Raw genomic sequence first — 16,161 nt, 5'->3', positions numbered from 1 at the left:
AAATTATTTAAGGGGTGTGGCAAAATGTACCAAAGAGTCATTTTAAAACTTAGTGGAGAAGCATTGAAGGGTAATGGAACTTATGGCATTCATCCTATAACAGTTAAAAACATTGCCACCGAAATCAAAGAGATCTATGAGTTAGGAGTTCAAATCGGAATTGTTGTTGGTGCCGGGAATTTATGGCGTGGCAAAATTGGCGAAGAACTTGGCATGGACCGTGCACAAGCTGACTATATGGGCATGCTTGGAACAATAATGAACGGTTTAGCTCTACAAGATGCACTTGAGTCAGTTTTAGTGCCAACAAGAGTGATGACAGTCCTTCCAGTAAGTTCAGTTGCTGAACCTTACATTAGAAGAAGAGCGATGAGACATTTTGAAAAAGGAAGAGTACTTATCTTCTCTGGAGGAACAGGTTCACCTTATTTTTCAACGGATACAGCAGCAGCACTTAGAGCTGCAGAATTAAATGCTGATATCATCTTGATGGCAAAAAATGGTGTTGAAGGTGTCTACGATAAAGATCCTAAAAAACATGATGATGCAACAATGTATGATGAAGTAACTCAAGATGAAGTGTTAAAACAAAAACTTGCAGTTATGGATCAAACAGCAGCATCCATTTGTAGAGAAAACAAAATTGACATTTTAGTATTTAATATGAACACTTATGGAAACATGAAGAAAGCTGTATTACAAGAACCTATTGGAACTTTGGTTAAATGGGAGGAATAACAAATGAGTGAACAAGCAGATTTAATTTTGATGGAAACTGAAGATCACATGTCGAAAACACTAGAAGTCTTGAAAAAAGAGTTTGCAGGTGTACGCACAGGCAGAGCAAACCCAGCACTTCTTGATCGAATTTTAATCAGTTATTATGGTGTTGATACACCGTTAAAACAGATTTCATCAATCGCAGTCGTCGAGGGTAACCAACTTTTTATCAAACCATTTGATAAGTCGTTATTAAAACCTATAGAGCACGCTATTATGGCATCTGATTTAGGATTAAATCCTCAAAATGATGGTACAGGTATAAGACTATTCTTACCTCAGCCAACTGAAGAAAGACGTAAAGAACTCGTTAAAGAAATTGAACGGATGGGTGAACACTCAAAAGTAGGCATTAGAAATATTAGGCGTGATGGAAATGAACATATGAAGAAACTTGGGTTATCTGAAGATGATGAAAAAGGATATATTCAAGATGTTCAAGAGTTAACTGATAAATTTGTTAAAAAAATAGATGAGGAAGTTAAGATCAAGTCTGAAGAGTTATTAAAAATCTAAAAATTAGTAAAACCTACATGCGTTTTGCGTGTAGTTTTTTTTGTATTATACCAACGAAATTGTGCATTTTGACCTAACGTGTATTGATATTCATGTTAGTTAAATGTATAATTAATAAATAACTAAAAAACAGGTGAATTTATGATAAGACTAGAACAAGTATCCAAATTTTATAAAACAAATGCATTGGTAGCAGTTGGTATAAGAAAGATAAGTCTAGATTTTAAACTGGGTGAATTTGTTGTTATTACCGGTGAAAGCGGTTCAGGCAAGTCAACATTACTCAATGTATTAAGTGGACTTGACACTTTTGAAGAAGGTGAATTTTTCCTTTTTGATAAACCAACTTCACATTATACAATTGAAGATTGGGAAGCCTATCGAGCAAATTACGTTGGGTTTGTTTTTCAAAATTATAATATATTAGATTCTTACACTGTTTTTCAAAATGTCATGTTAGCTCTTGAATTACAAGGATATGAACCAGAAAGAAGAAAAGAACGCGCCTTAGAAATTATTGAGAAAGTGGGTTTATCACACCGTGTTCATCACCGTGCAGTTAAACTATCTGGTGGCGAAAAACAACGGACAGTTATCGCAAGAGCGCTTGCTAAAGACTGCCCAACGATTATATGTGATGAACCAACAGGTAACTTAGATAGCAAATCTGCTGAAGAGATTATCAAACTACTTCATGATATTAGTAAAGATAAACTGGTTATTCTTGTTTCGCATAATTATGCTGAAGTTGAAGCTTATGCAACGAGACGCATTAAAATGAGTGATGGGGAAGTCGTTGAAGATATTAAGCTTAACGAAAGAAGAATTGTTACTAACGATCATTTATTTTATGAACAAAAAGATGTCCGTTTTTTAACAACACTACGCATTGCTTTTAGAAACCTTATCGCAACCCCTAGAAAACTAATGTTTATGCTTTTATTACAAGTATTTTTTGTGATACTTTCATTTTTGATATATGGGACAATTCAAGGTTTATTCCATGACAACGTCATTATACCGAGCGGTTCTTCAGCAAGTGAACACAGTTTAACAATCCAAAAGCTAGACAGTACACCATTTACAATAGAAGAAATTGAGGCATTTAAAGCTAAAAAATACGTAATCGCTGTTAATGAGTATGAAACTATTGGTCGGCTTTTTAGAGGAATCGGTAGAGAAGATTTCTTTTCAGAAAGAGCAGCGGTATTAAAGAGTAGTGATTATGTTGATGGTAGAGCACCACTCGTTGAAAACGAAGTTGTTTTATCACAAGGATTAGCTTTTTATCTTGGAGTTGGAGTTAATGAAGATGTTGAACTCAGAACAGCAAGCTCACTAAGGTATACATTCTTTGTATCAGGCATTTCAAGTCGAACAAGTAATGCAACTTACTTCCATGATGATTTCTTTGAAAATAAGGAGTTTGTATTTAAATCAATTATTCAAGATACTGGTGTAAGAAATATCGACGTCAACTACAATTATATGTCAACTAATTTTTCAAATATTACATATGATGAATCATTTCCTGAAAATACAGCATTTGCAAATACTAGATATAACTATAATGGCATAAGAGATTCTGTTTTATATATGGAAACAGGATATGGTGATCATGCAAGTGTAAATCTTGAAACAACATTTGTCTTCTCAGAATCAAGACTAGACTTAATTGTTGATACAGAAACTTATCAAGGTCTTGTTGATTACTTTACAAGTGATGAAATGAAACATCGTATTGTACTCAATGTTTATGATAGATTCGATGGTGAAAAACTACTTAATAGTATTGATCATAGTCGATATATAGTTTATTATCCTGCATTAACACAAAATACTCAAGGATCTCCATTTGGGATTGCTTTAACCGTAGGATCATATATCGTCATTGGTGTTGTGGCAATCTTTATGTTTACCATATTACGCTTTGTATTTAAAAATATGTTAGAAACAAGAAGAAAAGATTTTGCTATTTATCGTTCTGTTGGAGCAAGCAAGAAATTTCTTAAAACTCTAATTCTTAGAGAGATTATCATTCAAATCTTATTGGGAACACTATTAACAGCGATTGTGATTGTGGTCTCAAGTATCTATGTTGGACGAATTCAAAATACAATGAGGTTCATTACAGCTGGAGATATCTTATTCATCCTATTTGTATTTTCATATATGACGATACGTACATCAGTTAAGTACAATGAAAGTATTTATCAAATATCAGTCATTGATACCTTGAACAAAAGTTTGGAGGTGTAACAGATGATAAAAATAAAACAATTATCCAAAACTTTTGGTATGAAACACAATCCAACTAAAGTTCTAAAAGACGTCACTGTCGATTTTCCTGAAAAAGGATTAGTCGTTATTTTAGGTCACTCTGGTTCAGGTAAGACAACACTGCTTAATATTATGGGTGGTCTAGAAAGACCAACCCAAGGTGAAATCATTATCGATGAAAAAATATTAAAAAATAATAGCGATAAAGATTTTGACTTCTTAAGAAACCAAGAAATCGGTTATGTGTTTCAAAACTATAACTTAATTCCAGCGTTAACGGTTTATGAAAATGTCGCGTTATCATTAAGAATTAAAGGTTATACAGATGAAAATGAAATTGAAAAACGTGTATTTTACACACTTAAAGCTGTTAACATGTTTTATTTCAGAGGTAGACTCGTCACACAACTTTCAGGTGGTCAACAACAAAGAGTTGCTATTGCTAGAGCATTAGTTAAAAATCCTAAATTTATCTTAGCTGACGAACCAACAGGTAACCTTGACAGTAAAAACACTTTTGAGATCATGAACATTATCAAAAAGATTGCGGAAGAAAAACTTGTTATTCTTGTTTCTCATGAAAAAGATCTCGTTAGTCACTATGCTGATCGTATTATTGAAATCAAAGATGGTATCATTACGAATGATTACGTGAATCAAAAATCTGCGCAATATGTCGTCGATGATAATACGATCTATATTAAAGATTTAGAAGAAGACATCAAAATCAAAGAAAAATCTTGGGATCTTAATGTCTATAGTGATGAAAAAGTGAAACTCCATGATTATAAAGTCTCATTGATTTTAAGAAATGGAACACTATATTTAAATACACAAGGTCCAATTAAAAATATTAAAGTTATTAACAACGACAGTAATATTATGATTGATGAAACAAAAAAGAAAGCTGATATTTTAGAAGAAGTTCAATACAGTGATTTTGATCTCAAGGAATTACAAGATGAGCATGATACAAAATATTATAAAACTTTCATGACGTATAAAAAAGCTTTTGCTGACGCTTTTCATAAACTTTTTTCGATGCAGAAAAGAACAAGACTTATGTTCTTTATCTTCATCTTAATGGGATTAGTAATTTCAATTGGTGTTCCTTTTATCAATAACGTATTGTCGGATCGCGCGATTTATTTAAGTGATCAGCCGAACTATGTACGAGTCAATTCACTCGCTTCTAATACGCCAAATTATCGATTTTTAGAATCATTAGAAAATATTAATGATCATGAGTTTTTCATCAATGTGTATCCGACTAGTAATATAAGGTTTAATGTCTATAGTATGAGAGGATTTGTTGAAAACTTAATCTATGCTGATATTGGCATTCATGACCATATTCATCAAAATGAACTCGTATATGGAAGATTACCAGAAAATCAATATGAGCTAGCAATTGATTATAGCTTAATTAGAGAAGATTATACGAATTCAAATTCGATGCTTAAATCAGTAGGTGTTTGGAACTATAAACAAATTATTGGAAGAGAAATTGTTAATATTTATATGCCAAATAAACCATTTGTTATAACGGGTATTGTTGATACTGGAGCTAAACGTTTTTACGCAGCAAAAGAAGCAATGGCTTTTCTAGCTTCGAACAATGGGGTCCCTTATTTGCCTTCTGAAATGTTTATTGGTGATGAAAACTTGGTATTAAACGGAAAAATGCCTAGCCCATTTGATCCAATTGTAAATGAACATGAAGTTATTGTTCCCGCTCACTATATTAATATTTATCCTGCACTTGAAACATTTGACTTTTCAAATGGTCGTTATCAGTTCGATTATAATATTTTTGCAACAGGTATTTATGAATATACTGATGATAACAATTTTGATCACTTGATGTTGACACATCATGCAGATGTTGCATATCGGATATTCCAGTATTCAATTAATCAAAGAACAACATATATATATTCAAACAACCCACAAAGAGTGATGCTAACGCTTGAGGACAGTTATCGAAATGTTCAAGTTGACTCACCTTATATGGAAGCGATGAAAGAAGGAAAAGTATTTTTAATGGGTTTACAGTCTTTTGTTGCTTTAGGTGTATTATTGATTGTTCTATCAGTTGCATGTATTTACTTTATGCTTAAGTCATCGATGACAGCCAATATTTATGAAATTAGTATTTATCGAGCTTTAGGTGTTAAGAAAAGAGATATATCCAAAAGGTTTATTGCTGAAACACTTGTCACATTAACATTTAGTTCAACGATTTGTTATGCAGTAGGAACCTACGTACTAGCTAAAATTGATTTAGCAGTTCTACTACAAGCTAATTATTTCCTTGTAACACCACTGAGTATTGTCTCAGGTTTACTCATCATTTATATGATTGGGTTGGTAGGTGTTATTCCAATTTATAGATTGTTAAGAAAATCACCTGCGCAAATTTTAAGTTATTATGATATTTAAATAATAAAACATGTGCATAAAAACATTTGGTGTCATTGAACTATGGCGCCAAATGCTTTTTATATTAAAAGCATATTTATATAAAATTCATGTAAAAAACGCCTTAAAACATCGATTTTATAGTAGAATATAAGGTGCAAGACATAAATGAAGGTGATGAAATGATCAGATTAGAAAACGTATCAAAATACTATAAGTCAAATACATTAGTTTCAGTTGGGATGCGTAAAATCAGTCTTGACTTTAAACTAGGAGAGTTTGTTGCGATTACTGGAGAAAGTGGTTCAGGGAAATCAACATTACTCAATATATTAAGTGGACTTGACACATTTGAAGAAGGTGAGTTTTTTCTATTTGGTGAACCTACATCACATTACACGATTGCCCAATGGGAAGCATATAGGGCAGCGTATGTAGGTTTTGTTTTTCAAAACTATAACATCATTGATGCATATACAGTTTATCAAAATGTATTATTGTCACTTGAGTTTCAAGGATATGATGAAGCTTCAAGACAAGATAGAGCTCTTGAAATCATTGAGCGTGTTGGATTAAGCCACCGAGTTCACCATAAAGCCAGTAAGCTTTCTGGTGGTGAAAAACAACGAACAGTTATTGCACGAGCACTAGCAAAGGATTGTCCAGCAATCTTATGTGATGAACCAACTGGTAATCTTGATAGTAAAACAGGTGAAGAAATAATCAAACTGCTTCATGAAATCAGTGAAAATAAACTCGTTATCATCGTTACACATCAATTTGATGAGGTTGCAAAATATGCGACAAGAAGAGTCAAAATGAGTGATGGTGAAATTATTGAAGATATTAAACTCATTAAAGAAAAACCTAAACAAATTGAAAATTCAGAAATTAAGCAAAAGCACATTCATTTTGTGACAACTGCAAAAATTGCAATCCGCAATTTATTTGCTTCACCTAAAAAATTCACATTTATGTTGCTCTTACAATTTGTATTCGTATTTTTAGCCTTACTTATCTATGGGACAACAACGAGTCTTTTTCATCAAAGTGGATTGTTACCTGATTCATTAGATGCTAGTGAGCATCAATTAGTTATTCAAAAAGTTGATGAATCTGCATTCACTCAAGATGAAATTGATTTTTTTGCTAACCACAGATATGTTAGAGAGATTAATGACTATGAAACCATAGCAGGGCTTTTTACTTCAATTGGAAGAACTAGAATTTATTCAGAACGAACAGCTATATTGAATCAAAGTGATATTCTTGATGGTCGATTGCCAAATCAAATCGAAGAAATTATGATTTCTGAAGATTTATCAATTTATCTTGATGTTGGTATTCATGATGAGGTTACATTAAGAACAGCTACATTTGAACCATTCATATTTACTATTGTAGGCATCAGTAGCACAGTAAACCGTGCAGTCTATTTTCATGACGACTTTTTTATAGACTCATTTTTTGTTTTTAAATCAATAGTCAATCGTATCTTAATCAATGTCATCGATGATGATGGTATCCAAAATGTTCGAAGAAACTCATATCGAACTTTCATTGTTGATGAATTATTAGAAGATGATGAAATATTTGTTTATGTGACTTATGAAAATTCTGGCACTAGAAACTCTATCATGACGATGGAAACAGGATATGGTACCGGTATTGAACTAGATGTACTGGCCACATTTCAATTTTCAGAAGCTTTTTCAGAAGTGCGCTTAAACCAAAAAAACTATGATGAATTAGTTGATTATATGACAAGTCTTGACCATCGATATAAAATCGTTTTAAATGTTTATGATCGTTATGATGGACAAAGATTACTTAATTCAATTGATCAAGATACATATATCATTTATTATGATGCATTAGCTCAAAATCAGGACTACACATCTTTTGGTTACATATTACGCGTTGTATCATACTTAATGATTGTTATTGTTGCTTTACTCTTATTTACATTACTAAAAGCTGTCTTTAAGAATATGATTGCAACAAGAAAAAAGGATTTTGCAATCTATCGTTCAGTTGGAGCAAGCAAAAAATTCTTAGGCAGTCTCGTATTTTTAGAACAAATATTTCAAATTATTTTTGGTTCAATACTGACTGTTATATTCGTTTTTACGTTGATGTTTTTCGTAGCATCAATAGCAGAAAGCATGAGATATATAGGGGTTTTTGATGTCTTGATTGTATTCATGGTATTCTCTTATATGACAATTATGATACCGATTAAATTTCATCAAAGTATTTATGAAATATCAGTCATTGATACCTTGAGCAAGAGTGCGGAGGTATAATGAGATGATTAAAGTCAACCATATCGTCAAAAACTTTGGCGTCAACAATAAAATCAACGTGCTAAAAGATGTTTCTATTGAGTTTCCAGAAAAAGGTTTAGTTGTTCTTTTAGGTCATTCTGGTTCAGGGAAAACAACATTTTTAAATGTTATCGGTGGTCTTGAAAAAGCATCTGGTGGAGAAGTCGTTATCGGTGATAAGATTGTTAGAAATAGAAATGAAAAAGAATGGGATATACTTAGAAGTAAAGAAATCGGTTATATATTCCAAAACTATCATTTAATTCAGCATTTAACAGTTTATGAAAACGTAGCTTTGTCACTACGTATTTTAGGGTTGCACGACGAAGAAGAGATCGAGCGTAGAGTCATGTATATTTTGAAATCGTTACGCATGCATCACTTCAGCGGAAGACTCGTTACCCAATTATCTGGAGGGCAACAACAAAGAGTTGCAATCGCAAGAGCAATCGTTAAAAATCCTAAAGTTATCTTAGCGGATGAACCAACAGGTAATCTCGATAGTAAAAATACTTTTGATATTATGAATATCATCAAAAAGATTTCAGAAGACAAACTTGTTATTTTAGTCTCACATGAGAAAAATTTAGTTAGTTTTTATGCTGATCGTATTATTGAAATCAAAGATGGACAAATTACTAATGATTATATCAATGAAAAGAGTTCTCATTATGAAATAGATGATAATACTCTATATCTTAAAGATATGAAAAAAGATGCATCTATTGATCAAAACAATTGGAAGATTGAAACATATAGAGAAAGTGATCAAGATGATAGTGATTATCATGTAACTTTGGTTGTTCGAAATGATACATTATATCTAGATGTTAGCGAACCTATTAAAAACATTAGAATTATCAATAACGAAGCTAATATTAGCATTGATAATACATTTAAAAGTAGTGATGAACAAAAATGGGAATCAGAAATATCATTTGATCTAGAGGAATTAAATCCACAAAAAGTGTTAACTAAAGATAAAAGCTTTATTTCAGTCAAAAAGAGTTTCATTGAATCTTTCTTTGGTCTTTTCACTCTATCGAAACGAATGAATTTAATGATTACTGTCTTTTTCTTAATGGGTATTGTCATGGCAATAGGCATACCATTTATCAATAATGTACAATCTAATCGGATGATTTTTGCTAGTGATCAAGAAAATTATATATACGTTAATGGTCTTGCTCCAGGGGGGCCTAATTATCGAATTTTAGAATCACTTAAAGAACCTGATGACGAACTCTTTTATATTAATGTATTTAGACGATCTCAATTTGTGTTTGATACAGTATCGATTGATGGTGTGCAAAATAACTTTCTCACTGCAGACTTAGGACTTGTCGATCATATCGATGAATCCAATCTCGTCTATGGTCGATTACCCGAAAATCCAAATGAAATAGCGATTGATTTAAGCATCGTTTTAGCTGATTTTTCAAGATCAAGATCGACATTAAAAAGAGTTGGTATCTGGAATGATCAGAGTTTAATTGGGAAACGCATTGTAAACCAATATTTGCCAGATCGTCCTTTCATCATTACTGGTATCGTTAATACAGGTGCAACTAGAGTTTATGCAGCAAAAGAAGCGATGGTATTTTTAGGCTCAAATCACGGGAATAATTTCTTATCCGCAGAAATGTTTTATCAAGATCCAGATTTCTCATATGTCGGGAATTTACCAACACGGTTTAATTCAAATAGAGGCTATTATGAAGTCTTAGTACATGAAGATCATGTCGTAAATTTCCCAGGTCTTGAATCATTCGATTTCTCGAATCAGGCATCATTTGAAATAGATTTCATTGTTCGTGCAACTGGAATTTATAGTTATGATTCAGATATCCAGTTTAGTACCAGTGTACTGTTGTTGCCACATGAAGATATATCGTTTAGAATATATCAATATACGATTAGTCAAATTACAGTATCCATTTATTCTCAAAGTCCCGCAAGAACAATCACACAAGTTGAAAATAACTTTATTTCTGCAATCCCAACTTGGCCATATCAAAATGCAGTTAACGAAGGTAGAGTGTTCTTATTAGGTTTAAGAACAATGCTTGTCTTAGGTATCTTATTAATCGTCTTATCAGTAACAAGTATTTATTTCATGCTGAAGTCTTCAATTGCTTCTCAAATTCATGAAATCAGTATTTATAGAGCACTTGGAGTTAAAAAAATAGATATCTTTAAGAAATATTTAGTTGAAACATTTGTTAGATTAACAGCAAGTAGTGTTTTAAGTTATCTATTGTTTACGATATTTTTAGATCGAATTGATCATACTTTGATTGGACAATCGTATTATTTCCTTGTTACAACTTGGGGAGTGATTATCGGTATTGGATTGATTTATCTTATTGGACTTGTAGGAATGATTCCAATCTTTATGTTGCTTAGAAAGTCTCCTGCACAGCTTTTAGGATATTATGATATTTAATATGACTTATTTATTTAATAATCTCTGCAATCGTCATGTATTGCAGAGGTTATTTCCTTATTTTGTAGAAATATGTTAAATCTTTTTAAATATTTAAAAAGTGAGTCAAATACGGTATAATGTATTAAGGTGATTATGAGTGATAGATAAAAATATTCCTACACATGTTGCGATCATATTAGATGGTAATGGAAGATGGGCAAAAAAATATGGACAACCAAGATCTTTCGGACATTATCAAGGTGGAAGAAACCTTTTTCGTGTTGCTCAAGCTGCCAAAAAATTTGGAATCAAAAAATTAACTGTATATGCATTTAGCACTGAAAACTGGAAAAGACCAGAAGATGAAGTCAACTACTTAATGACGAAACCTATTGAGCTTTTCCATGAGAATAGAAATAGAATTGAAGAATTGGATTATAAAGTTACATTTGCAGGTAGAAGAGATCGTTTTAGTAAAGCATTATTAGAAGTTATGGAGACGATTGAAAAAGAAACAAAAGATAATGAAGGTTTCGAACTAACAATTGCAGCAGATTATGGTTCTTACGATGAACTGGTAACTGCAGTCAATCAATGTAAACATCCTATATGCAAAGAAGATATCGAAAAACACCTTATGGTAAAAGAACCTGTAGATCTTCTCATTAGAACAAGTGGAGAACAAAGATTATCTAATTTTTTATTATGGCAAGTATCTTATGCAGAGTTTTATTTTACCAAAGTTCATTGGCCTGCATTTAGTGAAAAACAATTATTAAAGGCAATTAAAAGTTATCAAAAAAGGCATCGACGTTTTGGAGGTCTAAAATGAAAGATCGTTTAGTTACAGGCATTATATTAGCTGCAATCTTAATACCCATCGTAAGTATTGAAATATTTTTAGAAATGTTTCAAGTTTTAATGACATTATTTGTTGTTATTGCAGCATTTGAAATGATTAGAATGTTTGAAAGTAAAAAGAAATTTCAAAAATTTCCAAAAGTAGGCATCATATTACTGACATTAGGAACGTTTTTTAGCGTCGGTGGTGTTTTAGGTAATGTCGATCATAATCCACTTCAAGCAAATGGAGTGCTAAGTATTACAATTCCTATTTTTACAATTATATTGTTAAGCTTTCTTGTATTATTTAGAGATTTCAATGGAGAAGATGTAGGTAAGGCACTAACAGTTATTAATTATGTAGGTTTAGGTGCTGCTTCAATCGTTATTTTACGTTTCTTAGGTGTACGCTTCATCGTTTATTTATTGTTGATTACCTCAGCAACAGATATCTTTGCATATATATTTGGTATGAAATATGGTAAACGAAAACTCGCACCACATATCAGTCCCAAAAAATCATGGGAAGGTGCGATTGCAGGAACCATATTCGCAACCGTAATTGCGTCTAGCTTTGCACTGTTTTATGGATCTGTTTTCTATCCAGGCACCTGGTTGGGTAATTTACTAAACCTTAGTGGAGAACAAACCTTGCTCGATAATTTCTCTAGTTTAGGTGAACGAAATCCTTTATGGGTTCAAGGATTAATTATTGTCCCAGTTACCTTTATAGCAAGTATTTTAGCCCAAATAGGCGATTTGGTTGCATCGAGGTTAAAAAGAACTTATAATATTAAAGACTTTGGTACGATTCTACCGGGTCATGGAGGGTTATTGGATAGATTTGATTCAGTCTTATTTGTCGCAATGTATTTAACTGCAGTGTTCTTACTGATTTATAGATTGTTTCCAGCAATTATCGTATGAAAAATATATATATTTTAGGTGCAGCTGGTTCTATAGGGCTACAGTCCTTAGAAGTTGTTGAGCAAAGTAACAATGAACTCAATATCATCGGTATTTCTCTTGGAAGCCAAGAAACATTGAATCGCTCTATTTTAGATCGATTTCCTAATGTTGAAATTGTTTGTTTAAGAAACCATACACATCTAAAAGCTTTTCAAGATCAATACCCTTACATAAAATTTGTCGGTGGTGATGAAGGATTAATCGAGATTGCCAGATATCCTAAAAAGGGTATTGTTTTAAATGCGCTTTCTGGCTCTGCAGGTCTAAGACCTACAGTTGCAGCTATTGAATCTAAAAAAGATATTGCGTTAGCAAATAAAGAAACACTTGTGATGGCTGGAGATATTATTAATCAGTTAATTAAGATGTATCAAGTTAATTTATATCCTGTTGATAGCGAGCACAGTTCGCTTTGGCAAACCTTAAAAGGTGAAGACACAACTGATATAGAAAAACTTGTTATAACGGCAAGTGGAGGGTCATTTAGGGACCTTTCAAGAGAGGCATTGAGTGAAGTTACATTAGAACAAGCGTTAAAGCATCCGAATTGGTCAATGGGCGATAAAATAACTATAGATAGTGCAACCATGATGAACAAAGGATTAGAAGTTATTGAAGCACACCATCTCTTTGGATTGCCTTATCATCAAATTGAGACAGTTCTTCATAAAGAGAGCGTTGTTCATGGTCTTGCTTATTTTAAAGATGGAACGGTTAAAGCATGTTTAAGTTTATCGGATATGAAAATACCAATAGCTTATGCTTTGTATTATCCTAAAAGACATGAATATCCTTCAAAACTTGAATTGACAAACCTAAGTTTTGAACCTATGAATTTTAAGAGATTTCCACTATTAAAACTTGCTTATGATGTAGGTTTACAAGGTGGATTGCTCCCAACCGTTATGAACGCTGCAAATGAAGCTGCAGTTAAGTTATTTTTAAAAAAACAAATTAAGTTTTTAGAAATCGAAAATATTGTGATGGAAACAGTCCATCAATTTGAAAACAAAATGGAACCAACACTAGATGAAATCATACAAACAGATGAATGGATTCAAAATCACATTTTGCTTACATATGGAAAGAGGTAGTTTATGTTTATATTTGATTTAATTATTTTTATACTCGTTTTAGGGGTTATTATATTAATTCATGAAGCTGGTCATTTTTATTTTGCTAAAAAGGCTGGTATATTATGTCATGAATTTTCTATAGGTATGGGACCTGCTCTTTTCCAAAAGAGAAAAGGCGAAACGATGTATTCAATCCGTGGTATCCCAATTGGTGGATATGTATCGATGGCTGGAGAAAGCATTAATGATGCATTGATTAGAAAAGAACAAGTTATTGGTGTTAAGTTCAACTCACAAGGTCACATTAGTCAAATTATATTAAATGATGCACTACCTAATGATGCGATTGGTATCGTCAAAGCATATGATCTATATGGTAAAGACTTTGATCCTTTATATATTGAACTTGAAGTTGATGGAGTAACGACAAGATATTCAGTTAAAAGAGATGCAGTTTATAGAATGACTGATAAAAAAGAGATGTGGATTACCCCATCAGAAAAAAGTTTTGAAAGCAAGACTTTGTGGCAAAGATTTTTAGTTATTTTTGCTGGACCATTGATGAACTTTATTTTAGCACTTGTTTTATTTTTAATTGTTGGTTTCTTCTTGTTAAAACCAAATACTGATAGTAGTGAAATTGATTATGTTGCAGTAGGATCTCCAGCAGAATCCATTGGTCTTGAAGAAAGTGATATCATTACGGTAATTAACGGTCAAAATATCAACACTTGGGATGACTTATCAAATGTCATGAGAAGTCTAAATTCCGTTTCTCTTTCCTTATCTTATACGCGTGAAGGAATAACATTTACAGAATCTGATGTCGTTGTATCTGCAATTATTCAAATGGCAGGTATAACCAATCGAGCAGCAGATGGTACGATTTATTCGGATCAAGCAGTTGTTGGACAAGCTTTTGGACGTGCTAAAACGGATGGTAGGTTAGAAGCAAATGACGTGATTCAATCTATTACAGTTAATGGTGGGACTCCTAATGTTATCAATTCTTGGGATGATATCATTGATGTGTTCCGCAGAGAAACATCTGGAGATTTGGTAATTACCTATTTAAGAGGAAGTGAAATTTTAGATGCTGAGTATTCGATGATTAGTGAACGTGCTTTAGCGAAACTCGGTCATCCAAGTATTCTCTTTCAGTTAGGTGTTAGTCCAACAGCAGATTTCAATCTAGGATATACACTAAGTTATCCATTTGTTGCATTTTATTCAAATACGAGACAAGTATTTAGTACTTTAGGTTTATTGTTTGATAAATCTGAAAATTTAGGTATTGGTGATTTATCAGGTCCTGTAGGTATCTTTTCACTTGTAAGTAGTACGACAAGTCAAGGGTTTGTTGCAATACTTGGATTTACTGCATTCTTAAGCATTAACATTGGTTTATTGAATTTGCTTCCTATTCCAGCACTTGATGGTGGAAGACTCGTTTTCTTAGGGATTGAGGCAGTTACAAGAAAGCCATTGAATAAAAAATTAGAGAACACAATCAATAATGTCATGTTCTTCTTATTATTAGGATTGTTCGTCTTCGTGACCTATAATGATATATTGAGACTTATTAGGGGATAATTAATATCCCTTTTTTGTTTATTTATATTATAAAAAATGGTAAAATAAATACAACTTATATATGGGGGCGTTTATTTGAAACAGTTTCCGATTGTGATTATTTTGGTTTCTTGTTTGATGAATGGTTTTGCACATCTGCTATATTTGATTGATGTCAACATTTTAGAATTGGAAAGAATGCAACCATTGATTGCTGCATTAATCCGTTTTGGAGATCTTACACTCATCTTTGGATTTATCGGTATATTTCTCATTTTGACAAATCGTGATCTTATTAAATGGTTGTCTTTAGGTTTTTCAGTTGTAGGTATTTTAAGATTTTTCTTAATTGAATTTTCATTAATTGGTGTGTTCAGTCTTATAAGTTTTCTTATATTGGTTGTTCAAATATCATTTTTGATTATGTTCGTACTCAAAATTAGTGAACAAAATCGGACGAGTATTGCTCATAAAGGTTATCTCGTCATAGGGTTAACCATACTATATTGTATAAGTATTCTGATTCTTATGTTCATGGCTAATCAACCACAAACCTTAAATGAGTCAATATTATCTGTCTTTTATATTGGTTTTCAGCTTGGTTTATGGATGTTTTTCAAACAATGGTATAAAGAACGAACCATTTCCACGTGACAAATATAATAAAAACAACATTTTTGTAGAATTTATTTCTATATTCATCATATAATTAATCGCTTAATTAAGCGGAAAAGAAGTCATAATCGATATCTTCGAAAAGATTTCTTTTTTTTATAGTCAAAAGTATTGACTTTAGTGTCTGAATATTATAGAATGATAAAGGTCGCTCCAAAAAGCGCACCTCACTTGAGCAGCAAAACAAAATAAGTAAAAGTTTATATATGTGTTGACAAAGTCAACGTTCAAGTGGTAGAATATTAAAGCACGCCAAGAGACAGGCATGCGATAG

General features: G+C 32.2%; 11 protein-coding genes. All 11 read left to right on the top strand.

Going from position 1 to position 16,161, the window contains the following annotated elements; all coding sequences use genetic code 11:
• Positions 1-24: 24 nt before the first annotated feature.
• Complete coding sequence (gene pyrH, locus QJ521_RS04905; protein ID WP_282839320.1) at positions 25-738, top strand: UMP kinase; 714 nt, start codon at positions 25-27, stop codon at positions 736-738.
• 3 nt (positions 739-741) lie between these two features.
• Positions 742-1,296, top strand: a complete 555-nt coding sequence (gene frr / locus QJ521_RS04900) for a ribosome recycling factor (RefSeq protein ID WP_282839319.1) — start codon at positions 742-744, stop codon at positions 1,294-1,296.
• A 141-nt stretch (positions 1,297-1,437) separates the two neighbouring features.
• Complete coding sequence (locus QJ521_RS04895) at positions 1,438-3,555, top strand: ABC transporter ATP-binding protein/permease (RefSeq protein WP_282839318.1); 2,118 nt, start codon at positions 1,438-1,440, stop codon at positions 3,553-3,555.
• Positions 3,556-3,558: 3 nt separating this feature from the next.
• Positions 3,559-6,018, top strand: coding sequence for an ATP-binding cassette domain-containing protein (locus tag QJ521_RS04890; protein ID WP_282839317.1), 2,460 nt, complete (start codon positions 3,559-3,561; stop codon positions 6,016-6,018).
• 161 nt (positions 6,019-6,179) lie between these two features.
• Positions 6,180-8,303: an ABC transporter ATP-binding protein/permease gene (locus tag QJ521_RS04885; RefSeq protein WP_282839316.1), complete on the top strand. Its 2,124-nt coding sequence runs from the start codon at positions 6,180-6,182 to the stop codon at positions 8,301-8,303.
• A gap of 4 nt (positions 8,304-8,307) precedes the next feature.
• On the top strand, positions 8,308-10,770 hold the full coding sequence (locus QJ521_RS04880; protein WP_282839315.1) for an ABC transporter ATP-binding protein/permease: 2,463 nt from the start codon (positions 8,308-8,310) through the stop codon (positions 10,768-10,770).
• A 139-nt stretch (positions 10,771-10,909) separates the two neighbouring features.
• The gene (uppS, locus tag QJ521_RS04875; RefSeq protein ID WP_282839314.1) at positions 10,910-11,584 is read left to right on the top strand and encodes a polyprenyl diphosphate synthase; all 675 of its coding nucleotides are present in this window, start codon (positions 10,910-10,912) and stop codon (positions 11,582-11,584) included.
• Positions 11,581-12,522, top strand: a complete 942-nt coding sequence (locus tag QJ521_RS04870) for a phosphatidate cytidylyltransferase (protein WP_282839313.1) — start codon at positions 11,581-11,583, stop codon at positions 12,520-12,522. Before uppS ends, QJ521_RS04870 begins: the two co-directional genes overlap by 4 nt.
• On the top strand, positions 12,519-13,658 hold the full coding sequence (gene dxr / locus QJ521_RS04865; protein ID WP_282839312.1) for a 1-deoxy-D-xylulose-5-phosphate reductoisomerase: 1,140 nt from the start codon (positions 12,519-12,521) through the stop codon (positions 13,656-13,658). Before QJ521_RS04870 ends, dxr begins: the two co-directional genes overlap by 4 nt.
• A gap of 3 nt (positions 13,659-13,661) precedes the next feature.
• On the top strand, positions 13,662-15,233 hold the full coding sequence (gene rseP / locus QJ521_RS04860; protein WP_282839311.1) for an RIP metalloprotease RseP: 1,572 nt from the start codon (positions 13,662-13,664) through the stop codon (positions 15,231-15,233).
• 75 nt (positions 15,234-15,308) lie between these two features.
• Positions 15,309-15,866, top strand: coding sequence for a hypothetical protein (locus QJ521_RS04855; RefSeq protein ID WP_282839310.1), 558 nt, complete (start codon positions 15,309-15,311; stop codon positions 15,864-15,866).
• Positions 15,867-16,161: the final 295 nt, after the last annotated feature.

It is taken from the genome of Peloplasma aerotolerans (genome assembly GCF_030012175.1).
GTDB classification, from domain to species: Bacteria; Bacillota_I; Bacilli_A; order Acholeplasmatales; family Acholeplasmataceae; genus Peloplasma; species Peloplasma aerotolerans.
This window is presented reverse-complemented; position numbering and strand designations above follow the sequence as displayed.

Coding starts and splice junctions, on each gene's coding strand:
- QJ521_RS04885 (WP_282839316.1), top strand. CDS start 6,180: ATGATCAGATTAGAAAACGTATCAAAATACTATAAGTCAAATACATTA.
- dxr (WP_282839312.1), top strand. CDS start 12,519: ATGAAAAATATATATATTTTAGGTGCAGCTGGTTCTATAGGGCTACAG.
- QJ521_RS04880 (WP_282839315.1), top strand. CDS start 8,308: ATGATTAAAGTCAACCATATCGTCAAAAACTTTGGCGTCAACAATAAA.
- rseP (WP_282839311.1), top strand. CDS start 13,662: ATGTTTATATTTGATTTAATTATTTTTATACTCGTTTTAGGGGTTATT.
- pyrH (WP_282839320.1), top strand. CDS start 25: ATGTACCAAAGAGTCATTTTAAAACTTAGTGGAGAAGCATTGAAGGGT.
- QJ521_RS04870 (WP_282839313.1), top strand. CDS start 11,581: ATGAAAGATCGTTTAGTTACAGGCATTATATTAGCTGCAATCTTAATA.
- QJ521_RS04890 (WP_282839317.1), top strand. CDS start 3,559: ATGATAAAAATAAAACAATTATCCAAAACTTTTGGTATGAAACACAAT.
- frr (WP_282839319.1), top strand. CDS start 742: ATGAGTGAACAAGCAGATTTAATTTTGATGGAAACTGAAGATCACATG.
- QJ521_RS04895 (WP_282839318.1), top strand. CDS start 1,438: ATGATAAGACTAGAACAAGTATCCAAATTTTATAAAACAAATGCATTG.